Origin of the sequence: Streptomyces noursei (genome assembly GCF_001646665.1) — a bacterium.
In the GTDB taxonomy this organism is placed as follows: Bacteria; Actinomycetota; Actinomycetes; order Streptomycetales; family Streptomycetaceae; genus Streptomyces; species Streptomyces lavendulocolor.
The window spans coordinates 16463-34768 of sequence record NZ_LWBU01000405.1; the positions used below are offsets into that span (position 1 = coordinate 16463).

At 74.0% G+C, this 18306-nt stretch carries 14 protein-coding genes; 10 read left to right on the forward strand and 4 right to left on the reverse strand.

Going from position 1 to position 18306, the window contains the following annotated elements; translation table 11 throughout:
* The first annotated feature begins 42 nt into the window (after positions 1-42).
* A complete protein-coding gene (locus tag A4V12_RS33090; RefSeq protein WP_064073198.1) occupies positions 43-2019 on the forward strand; it encodes an RICIN domain-containing protein in 1977 nt (658 codons plus the stop codon).
* A 64-nt stretch (positions 2020-2083) separates the two neighbouring features.
* Here the strand turns inward: A4V12_RS33090 and A4V12_RS33095 are convergent, their stop codons facing one another.
* Positions 2084-3064: a trypsin-like serine peptidase gene (locus A4V12_RS33095; RefSeq protein ID WP_064073199.1), complete on the reverse strand. Its 981-nt coding sequence runs from the start codon at positions 3062-3064 to the stop codon at positions 2084-2086.
* Positions 3065-3245: 181 nt separating this feature from the next.
* Positions 3246-3725 carry a GNAT family N-acetyltransferase gene (locus A4V12_RS33100; RefSeq protein ID WP_064073200.1) on the reverse strand — a complete coding sequence of 160 codons (480 nt, stop codon included), beginning with the start codon at positions 3723-3725 and terminating at the stop codon, positions 3246-3248.
* Between the two features lie 59 nt (positions 3726-3784).
* Between A4V12_RS33100 and A4V12_RS33105 the strand changes: the two genes are divergently transcribed.
* Together A4V12_RS33105 and A4V12_RS33110 are read left to right on the forward strand one after the other, a co-directional pair.
* Complete coding sequence (locus A4V12_RS33105; protein ID WP_064073201.1) at positions 3785-4582, forward strand: exodeoxyribonuclease III; 798 nt, start codon at positions 3785-3787, stop codon at positions 4580-4582.
* A gap of 104 nt (positions 4583-4686) precedes the next feature.
* Positions 4687-5835, forward strand: a complete 1149-nt coding sequence (locus tag A4V12_RS33110) for a DUF6528 family protein (RefSeq protein WP_064073202.1) — start codon at positions 4687-4689, stop codon at positions 5833-5835.
* On the opposite strand, the gene A4V12_RS33115 is transcribed toward A4V12_RS33110, so the two are convergent.
* Entirely contained in the window at positions 5787-6449 is a 663-nt protein-coding gene (locus tag A4V12_RS33115; RefSeq protein ID WP_064073356.1) for a MerR family transcriptional regulator, read from the reverse strand. The genes A4V12_RS33110 and A4V12_RS33115 overlap by 49 nt on opposite strands.
* Positions 6450-6670: 221 nt before the next feature.
* Between A4V12_RS33115 and A4V12_RS33120 the strand changes: the two genes are divergently transcribed.
* From A4V12_RS33120 to A4V12_RS33140, 5 genes are all read left to right on the forward strand, one after another.
* A complete protein-coding gene (locus A4V12_RS33120; RefSeq protein ID WP_064073203.1) occupies positions 6671-8182 on the forward strand; it encodes a flavin-containing monooxygenase in 1512 nt (503 codons plus the stop codon).
* Positions 8179-9057, forward strand: coding sequence for an alpha/beta fold hydrolase (locus A4V12_RS33125; protein WP_064073204.1), 879 nt, complete (start codon positions 8179-8181; stop codon positions 9055-9057). The genes A4V12_RS33120 and A4V12_RS33125 overlap by 4 nt, the downstream gene beginning before the upstream one ends.
* Positions 9054-9935 (forward strand): SDR family oxidoreductase, encoded by an 882-nt coding sequence (locus A4V12_RS33130; RefSeq protein ID WP_064073205.1) that lies wholly within the window; start codon positions 9054-9056, stop codon positions 9933-9935. Before A4V12_RS33125 ends, A4V12_RS33130 begins: the two co-directional genes overlap by 4 nt.
* A gap of 113 nt (positions 9936-10048) precedes the next feature.
* Positions 10049-10246 carry a YtxH domain-containing protein gene (locus tag A4V12_RS33135; protein ID WP_064073206.1) on the forward strand — a complete coding sequence of 66 codons (198 nt, stop codon included), beginning with the start codon at positions 10049-10051 and terminating at the stop codon, positions 10244-10246.
* A 566-nt stretch (positions 10247-10812) separates the two neighbouring features.
* Positions 10813-11661, forward strand: a complete 849-nt coding sequence (locus A4V12_RS33140) for an alpha/beta fold hydrolase (RefSeq protein ID WP_064073207.1) — start codon at positions 10813-10815, stop codon at positions 11659-11661.
* A 43-nt stretch (positions 11662-11704) separates the two neighbouring features.
* Here the strand turns inward: A4V12_RS33140 and A4V12_RS33145 are convergent, their stop codons facing one another.
* Positions 11705-15211 carry a S41 family peptidase gene (locus tag A4V12_RS33145; protein ID WP_064073208.1) on the reverse strand — a complete coding sequence of 1169 codons (3507 nt, stop codon included), beginning with the start codon at positions 15209-15211 and terminating at the stop codon, positions 11705-11707.
* 159 nt (positions 15212-15370) lie between these two features.
* Between A4V12_RS33145 and A4V12_RS33150 the strand changes: the two genes are divergently transcribed.
* Both A4V12_RS33150 and A4V12_RS33155 read left to right on the forward strand, forming a co-directional pair.
* On the forward strand, positions 15371-15943 hold the full coding sequence (locus A4V12_RS33150) for a TetR/AcrR family transcriptional regulator (RefSeq protein WP_064073209.1): 573 nt from the start codon (positions 15371-15373) through the stop codon (positions 15941-15943).
* A 139-nt stretch (positions 15944-16082) separates the two neighbouring features.
* Positions 16083-18272, forward strand: coding sequence for an MMPL family transporter (locus A4V12_RS33155; protein WP_064073210.1), 2190 nt, complete (start codon positions 16083-16085; stop codon positions 18270-18272).
* Positions 18273-18306: the final 34 nt, after the last annotated feature.

Consider the following 18306-nt stretch of genomic DNA (forward strand, 5'->3'; position numbering starts at 1 on the left):
CCGAGCCCCCCCATCGCAATGCCCTGAACGGAAAACACACCCATGCCCTTTCCCCGTCCCGAGCATTCCGCCCCGCCGCCGCCCGCGTACGCGCCCACCTCCGGAGGGGCGGACGCGGCACTCGCCGGCATGATCGGTGCGATGCCCGACGGTCCGGCCGGTGCGGTGGACGCCTACCCCGCCGCGGCGATCATGGCGAGGCACTGCGGCGCGGTGAACGACTACGCCACGCTGCTCACCGCCTCGCGGGCGCACGCCTCCATGGTGGTGTCCGCCGCCTTCGCGCGGGTCCTGGGCGAGCTGAGACACGGCGGCGGAGCGGGTACGCAGGCGGCGCTGCGCCCCCGGCTGCTGGTGGCCGCGCGCCGTACCGTCCAGGAGTGGGCGGGCGACCCGCGTATCGCGGCCCTCCTGGGCGGACCGCCCGCCCCCGCCGGGCCCGGGCCCGACCGGGAGTTCCTCGCCCGCGCGTTCGCGGCACTGCCCGGACCGGCGCAGGTACTGCTCTGGCACCGGGAGGTCGAGGCGGAGGGGATATCCATTCCCGCCGCATTGCTCGCCATCGATCCCCGTGCCGCCACGGCGCGACTGGGAGAGGCCCGCGAACTGTTGCGGGCCGGATGTCTGCACGCCCATTCGGAACTGGCCGCGGACCCGGAATGCCGCCACTACAACCGGCTGCTCGACATTTCGCTGCGCCGCGGCGGCGCACTGATCCCGGACATCCGCCGGCATTTGGCGAAGTGCCCGCACTGCCGGTACGCGGCGGACCAGCTGAGCCACTCCGACGGGCGGCTGCCGCTGCTGCTGGCCGAGGCCGTCCTCGGCGAGGGGGCCCGTGGATACGTCGAGTCGCGCCCGGCCCGCTCCCGGACCCGTACGCGTCCGGGCACCGCGGCCCCGGCCGAGGCGCGCCGGACCGGCCGTCACTCGCGGGCCGTGCCGGCGGGCACCGCGCGGCGCCTGGCGGGGGCCGTGCCGGGAGGCGGCGCCCTCCTCGCGGCGCTGGCGGTGGCCGGCGTGCTGGGCGTGGTGGCCGTGGCGAGCCTGTGGCCCGACGGGGACCGCGGGGGCTCCTCCGCGGTGGCCCCCGGGGGTACGGCGGTCCCGCCGGGCGGCGCGCTTCCCGCCCCGGGCGCCCGGCCCACCGCCGTCCAGCCGCAGCCGCCCTCCTCCGCGGGGCTCGGCGGCGGAACCCTGAGCACCCGGCTGCGGAACGCCGCGGGGGGCCTGTGCCTCGACATCCGCGACGGCACGCCGCTGGTGGGCGCCGACCTCACGCTGGCGCCCTGCTCCGGCTCCTCGACGCAGGAGTGGCGGTACGAACGGGACGGACTGCTGCACAGTGGCGCGGCCCCGGACCTGTGCCCCCACTCGCAGGAGTCGTCCGGTGTGGTCGTGCTGCGCCTGTGCGCCACGCAGCCCGACGTGACGGTGCGGTACGACCTGAGCGTCCAGGGCCATGTGGTGCCCCGGTGGAACGCCGGGCTGGGCCTGGTGCCGACCGCCCCGCGGGAGGGGACCACCGTGGTGGTCAAGGTGCGGGACGGGTCGGTGTCCCAGCGCTGGCTCACTGACGGCGCCGTCGCCGCCCCCGCGCCGCGCCGCGCGGTCGATGACATCGATGCCAGGGAGGGCGCCGGGGCGGTCGGGGAGGCCGCTGCCCCGCCCGCCGCCAAGGGTCCGTCGGATCCGGCGGGCCCGCAGCCGGACCGGCCGTCCGCCGCGCCCGCGACCGCTCCGGGGCGCGGGGCGGCCGGCGACGCCCCTCCCGGGGAGCGGTACGGGGTCCGCAGCGTCAGCGACCCGGCCCCCGGCGCGCAGCCGCAGCCGCAGCCGGACGACCCGGAGGCCGATGCCCCGGAGGCCGCCCAGGAGCCGGACGTGACGGAGCCGGCCGACGGGGCCGTGTCCCTGGAGGGGGCCGGTCCGGTCGCCCTCACCGCCGTCCCGGGCGCCCCGTCCCGGGACGTGCGGGACGTGCGGGTCGTGCGGCACGTCCCGGTCGTCGGGGGCTGAGCGCCGGCGGGGGCGGCCCCGCCGGCGCGTGGCCGGACCGACCGGACCGACCCGGCCGGACCGGTTACGAGACCTGGGCCCTGTCGTACAGGGCCTTGGCCTCGTTGCCGAAGTACGGGCCGAACATCCGGTTCGGCAGGAACGTGTAGCCGAAGCTGTTCACCGACACCTGGAGACCCGTGCCGGCGCTCTCGCTGAAGCCGGTGAACCAGGGGCCGCCGCTGGAGCCGCCCGTCATGTTGCAGCCCAGGCTGTGGTCCTGCGAGAAGAGGAAGTCCTTGGAGGAGTTCCCGCTGCAGTAGACCAGCTTGGAGCCGTCGTAGGGGGAGGCCGCCGGGAAGCCGAAGGCGTACATCTGCTTGTTGTAGCCGCCGTTGAACTGGATGCCCTGGGCGCCGGTGACGGCGGTGAGCTTCTGGCCGCCCAGCGGGGCGACGACGGCCGCGCCGATGTCGTGGTTGATGTCCTCGCTCGCCTCCCACTGCGGGGTGGTCAGCGTCTTGGTGGCGGTCCACTGGCCGTAGGGCGCCTGGCCGTTGTCGTACGCGGGCACGAAGACCCAGTTGGTGTGCCAGCTGCCCTGGTACTTCACGCAGTGCCCCGCGGTGATCACGGTGCTGGCGTTCTGGCTGGTCACGGCATTGCCGGAACAGGAGGCCGTGCGGCCCTGGAGGGTGAAGAAGACGCGCCCTGACGTCTTCACGACGGCTCCGCCGCCGGTCCAGGCCCCGCCCGCCTGGGGGAAGGCCGTGGGTGCGACGGTCGTGGTGGTGCCGCCCGGCCGCGGGGTCCTGAGCTTCTTCGCGGCCTGCGGGGTGAGCAGCAGGTCGAGCGGGGCGGCGGAGCGCATCCGCTCGGCCGTCCAGAAGGTGCGCGCCTCGCGCTGTTCGGCGCCGGTGACGGTCCTGGCGGCGGGAGCGGAAGCGGGGGCAGGAGCGGGGGCGGGTGCCGAGGGGGCCGCGGTGGCGGCGGTGGTCGACAGGGTGCCGGTGAGCAGGGCTCCGACGGTCAGCAGGACGCCCGTGGCGGTGCGTTGGCCTCTCACGCATGTCTCCTTCTGCCGTGCCCGGTGCGCGGCCTGCGCGGCCGGGCAGGGTGGGGGATCGAAGAGCGGTGCGGATCGACGTGCGTGAGGCAGAGTGCCACGGACGGCGACGCTTTGTCAGGGGCGCGTCACCGGGACTTCACCGGAGGGGGCGTTTCGCCGTCACACCGGACGTGTGCCGTCACTGCAGCGGCTTGGCGTAACAGCGGCTGCTCTCGTACTCGCGGTAGTAGCCGAACTTGGCGCAGGGCTCGTAGCCGCTGGACACGTACAGCGCGATGGCCTCGGGCTGGGCGTCGCCGGTCTCCAGCACCATCCGGGTGCGGCCGGCGGCTCTGGCGTCGTCCTCCAGGGCCGCGAGGATGCGGCGCGCCAGACCGAGTCCGCGGGCCTCGGGGACGACGTACATGCGCTTGAGCTCGGCGTCGCCGTCGGCGTACCCCTCGGCGTTCCGGTTCTGGGTGCGCCAGCCGCCGGTGGCGACGGGACGGTCCTGCTCGTCGTAGGCGATGAGGTACAGGCCGTGCGGCGGCCGGAACATCGACGGGTCCAGCGGTGTGAGGTCGCCCTCGTCGCCGTACCGCTCGGCGTACTCGAGCTGCACCATGTCGTTGAGCTTGCGGGCGTCGGGGTGGTCGAACGGCCGAGTGTGAATAATCATGCGTGGCATCGTACAATCATGCGGAGCGATCTTCGAGGTCATGTCGGTAGGGTGCGCGGATGCTCATTGTGACGTCCGTGAACGTGAACGGTCTGCGTGCCGCCGCCAAGAAGGGGTTCGTGGAGTGGCTGGCCGCCACCGAGGCCGACGTGGTGTGCCTCCAGGAGGTACGGGCCGAGGAGTCCCAGCTGCCGGAGGCGGTCCGCGCGCCCGAGGGCTGGCACACCGTCCACGCCCCGGCCGCCGCCAAGGGCCGGGCGGGTGTGGCGCTCTACACACGGCGCGAGCCGGACGCGGTGCGGGTCGGGTTCGGGTCGAGCGAGTTCGACGGCACCGGCCGGTACGTCGAGGCCGACCTGCCCGGCGTCACGGTCGCCAGCCTCTACCTGCCATCGGGCGAGGTCGGCACCGAGCGGCAGGACGAGAAGACCCGCTTCATGGACGAGTTCCTGCCGTACCTGAAGGAGCTGAAGGAGCGGGCGGCCGCCGACGGCCGCGAGGCCGTCGTCTGCGGCGACTGGAACATCGCCCACCGCGAGGCCGACCTGAGGAACTGGAAGGCGAACCGGAAGAGCTCCGGCTTCCTCCCCGAGGAGCGGGAGTGGCTGACCCGCGTCTTCGACGAGGCGTCGTACGTGGACGTCGTCCGCGCCCTCCACCCCGACCAGGAGGGGCCGTACTCGTGGTGGTCCTACCGCGGCCGGGCCTTCGACAACGACGCGGGCTGGCGCATCGACCTCCAGGTGGCCACGCCCGGCCTCGCCGCCCGCGCGGTCAAGGCCTGGGTGGAGCGCGCCGCGACGCACGGCGAGCGGTGGAGCGACCACGCCCCGGTGACGGCGGCCTACGAGCTGTGAGGCCGCCCCGCCGAAGCGGGAGCGGCTGATCCGCAAGTGAGGGTATGTCAGTGCTTGTGTGGCGAAGCTCACTTCGGGGGATGCTTCTGGCAGGGTGAGGAGGTGTGCGATCCACCGCCGTACGTACGCCGCCGAAGTCCGTCCTGATCGCGGCCGTCGCGTGCGGTCTGCTGCTCGCCGCCACCGTGCCGACGTCGGCCAACGTCCCGGTTCCCGCTTCCGAGATCCCCGCCGGGACGCCCGACGTCCTCCTCACCGACCAGGCCTCCAAGCGCGTCCTGCTCCTCGACGGCGGGCGGCGCGCTTGGGAGCCGGGCGCCGATCCGGCGGTCGTGAAGTGGGCCTTCTCCCCGGTCGGTGACGCCCGCTACGCGGACCTGGAGCCGGACGCCAGCTGGGTGCACCCCAGCGAGGCCAAGGTGCGGACCCGGCGCGGGCGGACGTACGTGCTGACGGTGGCCTCGTTCGGCTTCGCGGCGGTGGTCGAGTACCCCTCGGGCCGGCGGTACTGGGGCGACGCGCTCTCCCCGGGCACCATCCGGGACAACCCGCACAGCATCGAGCTGCTGCCGGACGGGAACGTCGCGGTCGCGGGCAGCACCGGCGGCCTCGTGCGGCTCTACGCCGCCTCCCGGGGCCCGGCGGACGTGCCGTACGCGACGTACCCGCTGAAGGACGCGCACGGGCTCCAGTGGGACGCCGGGCGGCGGGTGCTGTGGGCGCTCGGCGGCGACCGGCTGGTGGCGCTGCGGGTGGGCGGTACGGCGGCGCGGCCGGCGCTCGACGAGGCGCTCGCGGTGCGGCTGCCCACCCCGCACGGCCACGACCTGGGGCAGGTGGCGGGCGATCCGGACCGGCTGTGGGTGAGCAGCGGCTCGGCGGTGTACCAGTACGTGAAGAGCACCGGGGCGTTCGTGCGCGACTACCCGGGCGCGGCGGGCATCAGCCGGGCGCGGGTCAAGGCGGTCGGGGACGACCCGGCGACCGGGCAGGTGATCTCCACGGTGCCGGAGCCGGGCCTGGGGGAGACCTGGTGGACGCGCACCGTGGCCGTGCACCTGCCGGACGGCCGCTACCGGCTGGCGGACGGGGGCGTCTACAAGGCGCGGTGGTGGACGCCGTCCCGCGTCCGGCCGCCCCTGGGGGCCGCCGGCGCGGACGGGGTGGCCGGGACGGACGGGACGGCCGGCGCGGACGGCGCGGTTCAGGAGGACGGGGCGGGCCGGGCGGCGGCGCCGGGCGCTGTCCCCTGAGCACGCAGGCGGCGGTCCAGGGCCATCGAGACCTCCGCCTCCACCACGCTCTTGGCGAGCGGGCGCAGCCGTACGACGTCGGCCTCGGCCACCGCGTGGGAGTGCAGCAGGTCGGCGAAAAGGGTGGCCAGGGCGTCGGCGTGGGCGCGGACCCGGGCCCCGGCGGCCAGCACCGCGGACAGCGGCACACCCTCGCCGACCAGCGCGGCCGAGACCTCCAGCAGTCGCCGGCTGACGTGGACGATCTCCTCGCCGTCGGTGGCCAGGTAGCCGAGTTCCAGCGCGGCGGCGAAGTTCTCCGGTGTGACCTGGTCGCCGAAGTGGTCGGCCAGTTCCTCGGGGGTGAGCCGGACCGGTTCCTCCTCGGACGGTTCGCCGAGCCCGAGCACCTCGCCGACGTCGCGGCCGCTCTCGAAGGCGGCGGCCAGATCGGCGATGCCGTTGAGGGTGTGGCCCCGTTCCAGCAGCGCCGCGATCGTCCGCAGCCGGGCCAGGTGGTGCGGCCCGTACCAGGCGATGCGGCCCTCGCGGCGGGGCGGCGGGATCAGCCCGCGCTCGCGGTAGAAGCGCAGCGTGCGGGCGGTGATGCCGGCCGCCTCGGCCAGCTCCTCCATGCGGTACTCGCGTTCCCCGGCGCCCGTCCGGTCGCCCGCCGGTCCGTCCACCCGTCCGTTCGTCCGCTGGTTCGTCACGCCCGCAACCCTATGTCGTACCACCGGTAACTTCCTTCGTCCCACCCCTACCGCTCGGTAGGGACCTGCTCTACTCTCCCCACTACCGTGCCAGTGATTGCTGGCAGAGTTTGCGGATCTCGGATTTCCGATGCGGAGGCGGCATGAGCCAGCACGAGCATGTACGAGTGGCGGTGATCGGATCCGGATTCGGCGGCCTGGGGGCCGCCGTCCGGCTGCGCCGCGAGGGGATCACCGACTTCGTCGTCCTTGAGCGGGCCGACTCCGTCGGCGGCACCTGGCGCGACAACAGCTACCCCGGCTGCGCATGTGACGTACCGTCACATCTCTACTCGTTCTCGTTCGCGCCCAACCCCGACTGGCCGCGCACGTTCTCCGGGCAGCGGCACATCCGCGCCTACCTCGAGCACGTCACCGACACCTTCCGCCTGCGGCCGCACATCCGCCTCGGCCACGAGGTGCTGATGATGCGCTGGGACAACGACGAACTGCGCTGGGAGATCGAGACCTCGCGCGGCACCCTCACCGCCGACGTGGTGGTCTCCGCGACCGGCCCGCTGTCCGACCCCAGGATCCCGGACGTGCCGGGGCTCGCCTCCTTCGAAGAGGCGGGCGGCAAGGTCTTCCACTCGGCCCGCTGGGACCACGACTACGACCTCACCGGCAAGCGCGTCGCGATGATCGGCACCGGGGCCTCGGCGATCCAGATCGTCCCGGCGATCCAGCCGGAGGTGGGCCGGCTGACGCTGTTCCAGCGCACCCCGCCGTGGGTCATGCCCCGGATGGACCGCGCCATCACCGGCGTCGAGCGGTGGCTGCACCGGCAGCTGCCCCTCACCGGGACGGCCCGGCGCGGCCTGCTGTGGGGCATCCGCGAACTCCAGGTCAGCGCGTTCACCAAGCGGCCGAACGAACTGAAGCTGGTCGAGTCGATCGCCAAGGCCAACATGGCCAGGGCCATCAAGGACCCCGCCCTGCGCGCCAAGCTGACCCCGTCGTACCGCATCGGCTGCAAGCGGATCCTGCTGTCCAGCGAGTACTACCCGGCGCTCGCGCGGCCCAACGTCGACGTCGTCGCCTCCGGGCTGGCCGAGGTGCGCGGCTCGACCGTCGTCGCCGCCGACGGGACGCGGACCGAGGTCGACGCGATCATCTTCGGCACCGGGTTCCGCGTCACCGACATGCCGATCGCCGAACGGGTCGTGGGCGCCGACGGCATCACGCTCGCCGAGGCCTGGAAGGACGGCATGGAATCGCTGCGCGGCGCCACCGCCGCCGGCTTCCCCAACTGGATGACGATCATCGGCCCCAACACGGGCCTCGGGAACTCGTCCATGATCCTCATGATCGAGTCCCAGCTGAACTACCTCGCCGACTACATGCGGCAGCTGGACCTCCTCGGCGGCCGGGCGGCCCTCGCGGCACGGCCGTCCGCGGTCGCCGCGTGGAACCGGCGCGTACAGGCGCGGATGGAACGGACCGTGTGGAAGGCCGGGGGCTGCGACAGCTGGTACCTCGACGCCAACGGACGCAACACCACGCTGTGGCCGGGCACGACGTCCGAGTTCCGGCGCGCGACGAAGGCGGTGGACCTCTCGGAGTACGAAGTGGTCCGCGCCCGCACGCTCACCGGCTCGAAGGAGGCCGCGGCATGAGGGTCGTCCCCACCGTCTCCGCCGACGGATCACCGCTGCACGTCGAGGTGTACGGGCCCGACGGCGCCCCCGCGGTCGTCCTGTCCCACGGCTGGACCTGCTCCACGCAGTTCTGGGCCGCCCAGGTGCGGGACCTGTCCGGCGACCACCGGGTGATCGTCTACGACCAGCGCGGCCACGGGCGGACTCCCGCCGTCGGGCGGGCCGGCTACACCACCGACGCCCTCGCCGACGACCTGGAGGCCGTGCTGGCCGCCACGCTGGAGCCGGGCGAGAAGGCCGTGCTCGCCGGGCACTCCATGGGCGGCATGACGCTCATGGCGGCCGCCGGGCGGCCGGGGCTGCGCGAGCACGCGGCGGCCGTCCTGCTGTGCAGCACCGGCCCCTCGCGGCTGGTCGCCGAATCGCTGGTGCTGCCGCTGCGGGCCGGCCGGCTGCGGACCCGGCTGACCGGCGCCGTGCTGGGCGCCCGCGCCCCCCTCGGGCCGGTCACCCCGGTCTCCCGCGCCATCCTCAAGTACGCCACCATGGGGCCCGGTTCGGCGGCCGAGCGGGTCGCCGAGTGCGCCCGGATCGTGCACGCCTGCCCGCGGACCGTGCGGGTGGCGTGGTCGCAGGTCCTCGCCGCGCTCGACGTGGAGGCGGGCGTCGGGCAGCTGGCCGTACCGACGGTGGTGCTCGTCGGCACGGCCGACCGGCTCACCCCGCCCGTGCACGCGAGGGCGCTGGCCGCCGCCCTGCCCGAGTGCGTCGGGCTCGACGAACTGGCGGGCGTCGGGCACATGACGCCGGTCGAGGCGCCGGAGGCCGTGACGGCCCGGATACGCGCCCTGGTGACGACGTACGTCCGTACCGAGCAGGAGGAAGTCGCATGAGCAGGGTGAGCCTGGAGGGGCAGGTCGCCGTCATCACCGGCGGCGCGCGGGGCGTCGGCGAACTGCTGGCGCGCAAGCTCTCCGCGCGCGGTGCGAGGATCGCGCTGCTGGGCCTGGAGCCGGAGCTGCTGAAAGAGGTCTCCGGCCGGCTGCACACCGAGAGCGACTGGTGGCACGTCGACGTCACCGACCACGAGGCGATGGCCCGCGTCGCGTGCGAGGTCAAGGAGCGCTTCGGCAAGGTGGACATCGTCGTCGCCAACGCCGGTGTCGCGTCCGGCGGTCCGTTCGTGGACTCCGACCCGGTCGCCTGGCGGCGGGTCATCGAGGTCAACCTCATCGGCGGCGCGGTGACGGGACGGGCGTTCCTGCCGGTGCTCATGGAGAGCCGGGGCTACTTCCTCCAGATCGCCTCGCTCGCGGCGATCACCCCCGCGCCGATGATGACCGCGTACTGCGCGTCCAAGTCGGGCGTGGAGGCCTTCGCGCACAGCCTGCGCGCCGAGGTCGGGTACAAGGGCGTGCGGGTCGGCGTGGGATACCTGTCGTGGACCGACACCGACATGGTGCGCGGTGCCGACGAGGACGACGTGATGCGGGAGTTGCGGCAGCGGCTGCCGTGGCCGTCGAACCGGACGTACCCGCTGGGCCCGGCGGTCGACCGGATCGTCGCCGGCATCGAGCGGCGCTCGGCGCACGTGTACGCGCAGTGGTGGCTGCGGGGCATGCAGTCGGTGCGCGGCTACCTGCCGGGGCTCATCGGAACCGTCGGGCAGCGCGAGATGCGGCGCTTCGGGCCCCGGCTCGCGGGAGTGCGGAAGGGGCTGGTCGGAGCGGGTGGCGCGGCGGACGAGCAGGTGCGCACGCTGCGTGATTGACCCGTTACGGGATGATCGAAATGCGCGGTATGTCCGGGCGTGCCAGGCTGGTCGAGGCCGGGAGCCGACGACGGTTCCCGCAGTCCCCACACACCCTTTCAGGAGAAACCTCGATGGGTATCGCAGACCAGTTCCAGGACAAGGCGCAGGAAATGAAGGACCAGGCCAAGCGGCGGGCCCAGGACGCGAAGCGCGAGGCGCAGGAGCGTACGCAGAAGGGCCAGCAGAAGAACCGCCCGCCGCGTGACGAGCGGCGCCAGGGCCTGCGGGACGAGCAGCAGAACACGCCGCGGGACCCGATGGACGTCTGACCGGCGCCGCGGCTGAAGCGAGGGCGCACCCGGGACGCCGGGTGCGCCCTTCGCGCGTCCGTCCCCCGGCGCCCGGGGCCTTCGCGCGTGGGTCGTCCCCGGCGCCCGGGGCCTTCGCGTGGGTGGGTCCTGGGGGTGCGGGGCCTTCGCGTGGGTGGGTCCTGGGGGTGCGGGGCCTTCGCGTGGGTGGGTCGCCGGGGGTGCGGGGCCTTCGCGTGGGTGGGTCCCGGCGGGCGCCGGCCCGCGGGGCGGCGCCCGCCGGGAGGGGGCTCCGCGCCCGTGTCCGGTGCGCCGCACGGGTGTTGCGCGGGCGGCGGGAGGGGGCCCGCGCCGAGTCCGGTGTGCCGCGCGGGTGGTGCGGGGGCGGCGGGGCGGGTACCCCGGCCGTGCCGCACGGCTCGCGCCGGGCGCTCGCGGCCGCGATGCGGAGGGACTCGTACCGGTGGTGCGGATGATCTTCCGGTGGGTAGGGTCCGTGGCCGGGCGCCCCGTGACCGGGGCCGACCGGCGGCCGGCCCGGCCCGGGTGCCGCCGGTGCCGCGCACCGCCGGGCAGGGAGCAGACCGATGCAGCCGACCTTCGTACTGGTTCACGGAGCCTTCGCCAACTCCTTCTCGTTCGCGCCGCTCCAGGCCGAGCTCGGCCTCCTCGGGCACCGCTCGGTCGCCGTCGACCTGCCCGGGCACGGCTTCGGGGCGACCTACCCGCTCGCCTACCAGGCCCCGCAGGACCTGGCCGGGCTCGCCACCGCGCCCGGGGCGATCAAGGGCGTCACGCTCGCCGACAACGTCGCCCACCTGACCGGTGTCCTGGAGCGGGCCAAGCGCAACGGCCCCGTGATCCTGGTGTCCCACAGCCGCGGCGGCGCCACGGCCACGGCCGCCGCCAACGCCCGCCCCGACCTGATCGACCGCCTCGTCTACGTCTCCGCCTGGTGCCCGGTGCAGCTCGACGTCGCCGGCTACTACGCCGAACCGGAGATGGCCACCGTCGACGTCGCCGCGCTCGCCCCGGCGATGGTCGGCAACCCCGCCGAACTCGGGCTGCTGCGCACCAACTTCCGTACCGCCGACCCGGCGGTCCTGGCGGTGTTCAGGGAGGCGTTCTTCGCCGACGGCACCGACGACGAGTTCCTGACCTTCCTCAACACCTTCCAGCCCGATGAGAACCTGGACGCCGGCACCTCGGCCGACCGCGCACAGGCCGCGACCTGGGGCCGCATCCCGAGGACGTACGTCCGGCTGACCGACGACAGGAGCCTGCCGCTCGCCCTCCAGGACCGGCTGATCCGCGAGGGCGACGAGCTGACGCCGGACAACCCGTACGACGTCCGCACCCTTGAGGGCAGCCACCTGAAGTGGCTGGTCCACCCGGAGCCGGCGGCCCGCCTGCTGGCGGAGCTGGCCGCATCGTAGGAGCCGGCGCCGCCCGGCGCCGGGCGGGCCGTCGGGCGGGCCGTCAGGGCCCCGGTCGCGGCGGCAGCGGGGGCCGGGCGAGGGACGGGACCTGGGAGTAGTCCGGAGGACGGGCCGCCGGGTGGGCGGAGAGCAGGTCCAGTGCGACCTCCACCGCGTCCGCGAGCTGGCGGTGGCGGCCCTCCGCCCAGTCCAGGGGGGTGCGCAGGATCTCGATGTCCGGCGCCACCCCGTGGTTCTCGACGGACCAGCCGTACTCGTCGAACCACGCCGCGTTCATCGGCACCGTGATCACCGTGCCGTCACCCAGCCGGTGGCGGCCCGTCATGCCGACGACACCGCCCCAGGTGCGCTGCCCGACCACGGGGCCGAGCTTCAGGAGCTTGAACGCGGCCGTGATCATGTCACCGTCCGACGCCGTGGCCTCGTCCGCGAGGGCGACGACCGGGCCGCGCGGGGCGTTCGAGGCGTACGAGACGGGCTGCGCGCCCCGCGTGAGGTCCCAGCCCAGGATCCGCCGGGTGAGCTTCTCCACCACCAGCTCGCTGATGTGGCCGCCCGCGTTGCCCCGGACGTCCACGATCAGGGCGGGCCGGGACACCTCCAGCCGCAGGTCCCGGTTGAACTGCGCCCACCCCGAGCCGCCCATGTCCGGGATGTGCAGGTACCCGCACTTGCCGCCGCTCAGCTCCCGCACCACCTCGCGGCGCTTGGCGACCCAGTCCTGGTACCGCAGCGGCCGCTCGTCGACGAGCGGGACGACGGCGACCCGCCGGGCCCGGCCCTCGCCCCCGTCGGGGCGGAACGTCAGCTCGACCGTCGTCCCGCCCGCCCCGGCCAGCAGCGGGTACGGACCCGCCACGGGGTCCACCGGGCGGCCGTCCACGTGGGTGAGGACGGCGCCCTCCCGGATGCCGGTGCCGGCCAGGGGCGAGCGCGCCTTGGAGTCGGACGACTCGCCCGGCAGGATCCGCTTCACCGTCCACCGGCCGTCCCGGCACACGAAGTTGGCGCCCAGCAGGCCCTGCGCCCGCTGGTAGTGCGGCGGGCCCTCGTTGCGGCGCGCGGGCGTGACGTACGCGTGCGAGGTGCCCAGCTCGCCCAGCACCTCCCGCAGCAGGTCGGCGAACTCGTCCGGCGTGGCCACCCGTTCGACGAGAGGGCGGTACTGGTCGAGGACGGCGTCCCAGTCGATCCCGCTCATCCCCGGGTCCCAGAAGTAGGAGCGGATGATCCGCCCCGCCTCGGCGTACGCCTGGCGCCACTCCGCGCCGGGGTCCACCTCGTGCAGGATCCGCCGGGTGTCGACGTACACGGTGGAGTCGCTGTCGCCCGGCTCGGTCGCCGGCACCGCCCGCAGGTCGCCCTCGTCGAAGACGACGAGCCGGGTCCCGTCGCCGCTCACGGCGTACCAGTCCAAGTGGTCGACGAGCTCGGTCCTGCGGGCCTTCGCGAGGTTGAAGTGTTCGAGAGTGGGCCGCCCGGAGGTGTCGGCGGGGTTGACGAACGTCTCGCCCAGCGCGCCCGAGATCGGCCAGCGCAGCCACACCAGACCGCCGCCGCTCACCGGGTGCAGGGAGGAGTACTTGGAGGCGGCGACCGGGAAGGGCGTCACCCGGTTCTCCAGGCCCTCGAACTCGACCACGACCGTCCCGTCGCCCTCCGCGGCCTCCTCCGTGAGGTCCAGCCCGCCGGCCGCCGGCCGCCCCTCGGGCGACAGCGCGAACGGGGACGGCGTGGTGGAGGCGAGGGGTACGAGGTGGGGGCGGCAGCCGAGCGGGAAGGACAGGTCCCCGGTGTGCACGTCGTACACCGGGTCGAAGCCCCGCCAGGAGAGGAAGGCGAGGTAGCGGCCGTCCCTCGTGAACACCGGGCTCTCGTCCTCGAACCGGCCGTTGGTGACGTCGACGATCGTTCGGTCCTTGATCCGGGCGATCTTGATCTGCCGCAGGGACCGGCCGATGCCGGGGTGGGACCAGGTGAGCCAGGCGCCGTCGGGCGAGAACGCCAGGTCGCGGACGGGGCCGTTGATCGAGCGCGTCAGCTCGGTCGGCCCCTCCTCCGGCCCGCCGACCGGTCCGCCGACCGGTCCGCCGCCCCGTGCGATCTCCGACGCCTCCGACGCCTCGGAAGCCGCAGGGATCTCGGGCGGCGTCTCCATCACCTCGGAAGCCGCGGAGGTCTCCGATGTCTCCGGCACCCCGGGTGTATCGGGCGCCCCCGCGGTCCCGGGCACCTCGGGCGTCTCGGGCGACCCCGGAGCCCCGGGCATCCCGTCCCCGGCCTCCTCCCGTGCCGGTGGCGGCTCCTCCGTCTCGTCCGGGACGTCCAGCAGCAGCAGCCGGCCGTCGTGCGTCGCGATGGCCAGCCGCTCGCCGTCCGGGTCGGCCACCATCTCGGTGACGTGGCCCAGCAGTCCCGCCGCCAGCCGCCTCGGCGCCCGGTCGCCGCTCACCCGCGGCAGGTGGGCCACCTCGACGGCCTCCTCGCCCTCGGCGTCGGTGACGTACGCGATCCGGCCGCTGCCGCCGAGCATCTCCGGCAGCCGCACCCGCACCCCCGGGGTGTCGGCGATCGTGCGGGCGGGCCCGTCGCGGTGGGTGAGCCAGTACAGGCTGCCGCGCACCGAGACGGCGCTCGCCCGGCCCGTCTCGTCCACCGACACGGCGTCCACGTTGCTCGCCGCCGGCGCCTGGTGGGTGCGCCGCCCGGCGCGCGGCCCGCCGAGCCGGACGGCGAGCCTCCGCGGCACCGAGTCGGGGGTCAGGGCGTCCACGATCCACAGGTCGCCCGCGCACTGGTAGACCACGCGGCGCCCGTCGGAGGAGGCGTGCCGGGCGTAGAAGTCGTCGTGGTCGGTGTGCCGCCGGAGGTCGGTGCCGTCCGGCAGGCAGGAGTAGAGGTTGGCGACGCCCTCGTGGTCGGAGAGGAACGCGATCCGCCCGTCCACGAACATGGCGCAGTCCAGGTGGCCCCCGATACCGGGCAGCAGCTGCTCGCCCTGGAGCCAGAGCCGTCCCGTCGCCCCGCCCCGGTACCGCTTCCAGGAGGCGGGCTCGTGCGGGGGCTTGCCGGTCAGCAGCAGGGTGAGGTGCTGCCCGCCGACGTCCGCGACCGCGATGTCGGAGACCGGCCCCCATGGCAGCCGCCCGCCCGGCGAGCCGTCGACGGGGACCTTGTACGCCCAGGAGAAGTGCGAGAACGGCTGGCCGTGCGAGGCGACGGCGAGGACTTCCCCGTCCGGTGTCCACCCGCACACGCGCGTGTCGAGCGACCCCCAGTACGTCAGCCTGCGCGCGGGCCCGCCGTCGACCGGCACCAGATGGATCTCGGGGTCCAGGCTGCGCCAGTTCGTGTACGCGATGTGCCGCCCGTCCGGCGAGAAGCGCGGGTGCCCGACGCGCGTCCGGTCGACCGTCACGCGCCAGGCGCGGCCCGGCGGTTCGCCGTCCGCGGCCAGCGGTGCGACCCACAGGTCGTCCTCGGCCGCGAAGCACAGCAGGCCGTCGTGGAGGTGGGGATAGCGGAGGTATGCGCCGTCGCTGCTCACACAGCCATGCTTTCCGCGCTCCGGGGGCCCGGCAACCCGACCCGGCCGACTTCGTGCCGGACCGTGACCGGGAACACGTACGAAACGGTTTCGTTTCGCTGGGGACCGGCGTACGCTCGACGTGTACGAAACCGTTTCGTCTCGATGGGAGTCGGAGGCATGGCACGCGGCAGGCTCACCCCGGAGCGCGAGGCCGAGCTCTACGAGGCCGTGCTCGACCTGCTCCGCGACGTCGGTTACGACGCCCTCACCATGGATGCCGTCGCCGCCCGGACCCATTCCAGCAAGGCCACCCTCTACCGCCAGTGGGGGAGCAAGCCGGAGCTGGTCGCCCACGCCCTGCGGCACAACAAGCCGGTCGACATCGCCGCGATCGACACCGGCTCGCTGCGCGGCGACTTCCACGAGATCCTCGCCCGGTCCGACGACTGCCAGATGGAGCGGGACTCCGCGCTGATGCGGGGCCTCGCCCATGCCGTCCACGACAACCCCGACCTGCTCCAGGCACTGCGCGACCTGCTCGTCGAACCGGAGATGACCGGGCTCGACGAGGTGCTGGGCCGTGCGGTGCGGCGCGGCGAGGTGAGCGTGGACAACCCGGCGCTCCGGCTCGTCCCGCACATGTTCATCGGCGCCTTCGTCGCCCGGCCCCTCATCGAGGACCGGCCGGTCGACCAGGCATTCCTCACCGATTACGTCGACGCCGTGGTCCTCCCCGCCCTCGGCGTCTGACACCCCACCGCACCACCGTCCCACCGCACCACCGGCGCGACCCGCACCACCGCACCACCAGCAGCACCTGACACGTACCGCTCACGCTGTCGGGCCGACTCCCCATGTCCTTGTCCATCCATCACCGGGAGACGCCCCCGTGGCAACGTTCCTCTACAGACTCGGCCGGTCCGCCTTCCGGCGCCGCCACCTCGTGGCCCTGATATGGGTCGCGCTGCTGGCGCTCGCCGGCGTCGGAGCCGCCTCCGCGCCCGTCGCGACGTCCAGCTCCTTCTCCATACCGGGGACGGAGGCCCAGAAGGCCTTCGACCTCCTCGAAGAGCGCTTCCCGTCCGCCGGCGCGGACGGTGCCACCGCCCGCGTCGTCTTCAAGGCCCCCGACGGCCAGAAGATGACCGACCCGGCACACAAGGCGACGGTCGGCAAGGCCGTCGGAGAGCTGAGGAGTGGCTCCGACCAGGTCGCGAACGTCACCGACCCGTACACCGTCCAGGCGGTCTCACGGGACGGCGGCACCGCCTACGTGCAGGTGTCCTACAAGGTCAACGGCATGGAGCTGACCGACGCGACGCGCGAGGCGCTGAAGGAGACCGGTGCGGAGGCTCGCGAGAGCGGGCTCACCGTCGAGATCGGCGGCGACGCGCTGCAGACCGTGCCCGAGACCGGGGCGGGCGAGATCATCGGTGTGATCGTCGCGGGCATCGTCCTGGTCATCACCTTCGGCTCCCTGGTCGCGGCCGGTCTGCCGCTCCTGACCGCGATCATCGGCGTCGGCATCGGCGTCTCCACGATCACGGCCCTGGCGTCCGTCCTGGACCTCGGCTCCACCACCTCCACGCTGGCGATGATGATCGGCCTCGCGGTCGGCATCGACTACGCGCTGTTCATCGTCTCCCGCTACCGCGCCGAGCTGGCCGAGGGCCGCGAGCGGGAGGAGGCGGCCGGACGGGCCGTCGGCACGGCCGGCTCCGCCGTCGTCTTCGCCGGTCTCACCGTGGTCATCGCCCTGGTCGGCCTGGCCGTCGTCAACATCCCGATGCTGACGAAGATGGGCTTCGCGGCCGCCGGCACGGTGCTGATCGCCGTCCTGATCGCCCTCACCCTCATCCCGGCGCTGCTCGGCTACGCCGGCAAGCGCGTGGTGGGCCGCAAGGCCCGGAAGGCGGCCGAGGCGGCCGAGGCCGCCGGGGAAGCGGCCGTCGAGGCCAAGCCCAACATGGGCACCCGCTGGGCCCGCTTCGTCCTGCGCCGCCCGGTCGCCGTGCTGCTCGTCGGCGTCATCGGCCTCGGGGCCATCGCCGTACCCGCCGCGTCGCTGGAGATGGGTCTGCCCGACGACGGCGCCCAGCCGACCTCCACCACGCAGCGCCGCGCCTACGACCTGCTGTCCGACGGCTTCGGCCCCGGCTCCAACGGCCCGCTGATGGTCGTCGTCGACGGCGACAAGGCCGCCGCGGACCGTACCGTCACCGACATCAAGGGCCTGGACGGGGTCGCCGCCGTCACCCCGCCCGCGCCCAACAAGGCGGGCGACACCTCGATCATCACCGTCGTGCCGAAGGACCGTCCGTCCTCCGTCGAGACGGAGAACCTGGTCCACTCGATCCGGGACACCACCGGCGACGACGTGCTGGTCACCGGCGCGACCGCGATGAACATCGACTTCTCGCAGAAGATGAACGACGCGCTGCTGCCCTACCTGGCGCTCGTCGTCGGCCTGGCCTTCCTGCTGCTGATGGTGGTCTTCCGTTCGGTGCTGGTGCCCCTGAAGGCGGCGCTCGGCTTCCTGCTGTCGGTGGTCGCCGCCCTCGGCGCGGTCGTCGCCGTCTTCCAGTGGGGCTGGCTCGGCTCGCTCTTCGGGGTGGAGCAGACCGGTCCGATCATGAGCATGATGCCGATCTTCATGGTGGGCGTGGTGTTCGGCCTGGCGATGGACTACGAGGTCTTCCTCGTCACCCGCATGCGTGAGGCGTACGTCCACGGGGAGCGGCCCGGCGAGGCGATCGTGACCGGCTTCCGGCACGGGGCGCGGGTCGTCACGGCCGCCGCCGTGATCATGATCGCGGTCTTCGCGGGCTTCATCGGCTCCAGCGAGCAGATGGTCAAGATGATCGGCTTCGGCCTCGCGGTCGCCGTCTTCTTCGACGCGTTCGTGGTCCGCATGGCGATCGTCCCGGCGGTGCTCGCCCTGCTGGGCCGCAGGGCCTGGTGGCTGCCGCGCTGGCTGGACCGCGCGCTGCCGAACGTGGACGTCGAGGGCGAGGGGCTGCGCAAGGAACTGGCGGCCGACGCGCCCGAGGGCGGCGAGCGGGAACTCGTACGCGCCTGACACAGGTGTCCGGGGCGGCCGTTCGAGCGGAGCG

Excerpts from the sequence above, each read along its gene's own strand:
- A4V12_RS33100 (WP_064073200.1), bottom strand. The coding sequence starts at position 3,725 with ATGATTATTCACACTCGGCCGTTCGACCACCCCGACGCCCGCAAGCTC.
- A4V12_RS33090 (WP_064073198.1), top strand. The coding sequence starts at position 43 with ATGCCCTTTCCCCGTCCCGAGCATTCCGCCCCGCCGCCGCCCGCGTAC.
- A4V12_RS33135 (WP_064073206.1), top strand. The coding sequence starts at position 10,049 with ATGGGTATCGCAGACCAGTTCCAGGACAAGGCGCAGGAAATGAAGGAC.
- A4V12_RS33140 (WP_064073207.1), top strand. The coding sequence starts at position 10,813 with ATGCAGCCGACCTTCGTACTGGTTCACGGAGCCTTCGCCAACTCCTTC.
- A4V12_RS33130 (WP_064073205.1), top strand. The coding sequence starts at position 9,054 with ATGAGCAGGGTGAGCCTGGAGGGGCAGGTCGCCGTCATCACCGGCGGC.
- A4V12_RS33115 (WP_064073356.1), bottom strand. The coding sequence starts at position 6,449 with ATGGAGGAGCTGGCCGAGGCGGCCGGCATCACCGCCCGCACGCTGCGC.
- A4V12_RS33120 (WP_064073203.1), top strand. The coding sequence starts at position 6,671 with ATGAGCCAGCACGAGCATGTACGAGTGGCGGTGATCGGATCCGGATTC.
- A4V12_RS33125 (WP_064073204.1), top strand. The coding sequence starts at position 8,179 with ATGAGGGTCGTCCCCACCGTCTCCGCCGACGGATCACCGCTGCACGTC.
- A4V12_RS33105 (WP_064073201.1), top strand. The coding sequence starts at position 3,785 with ATGCTCATTGTGACGTCCGTGAACGTGAACGGTCTGCGTGCCGCCGCC.
- A4V12_RS33150 (WP_064073209.1), top strand. The coding sequence starts at position 15,371 with ATGGCACGCGGCAGGCTCACCCCGGAGCGCGAGGCCGAGCTCTACGAG.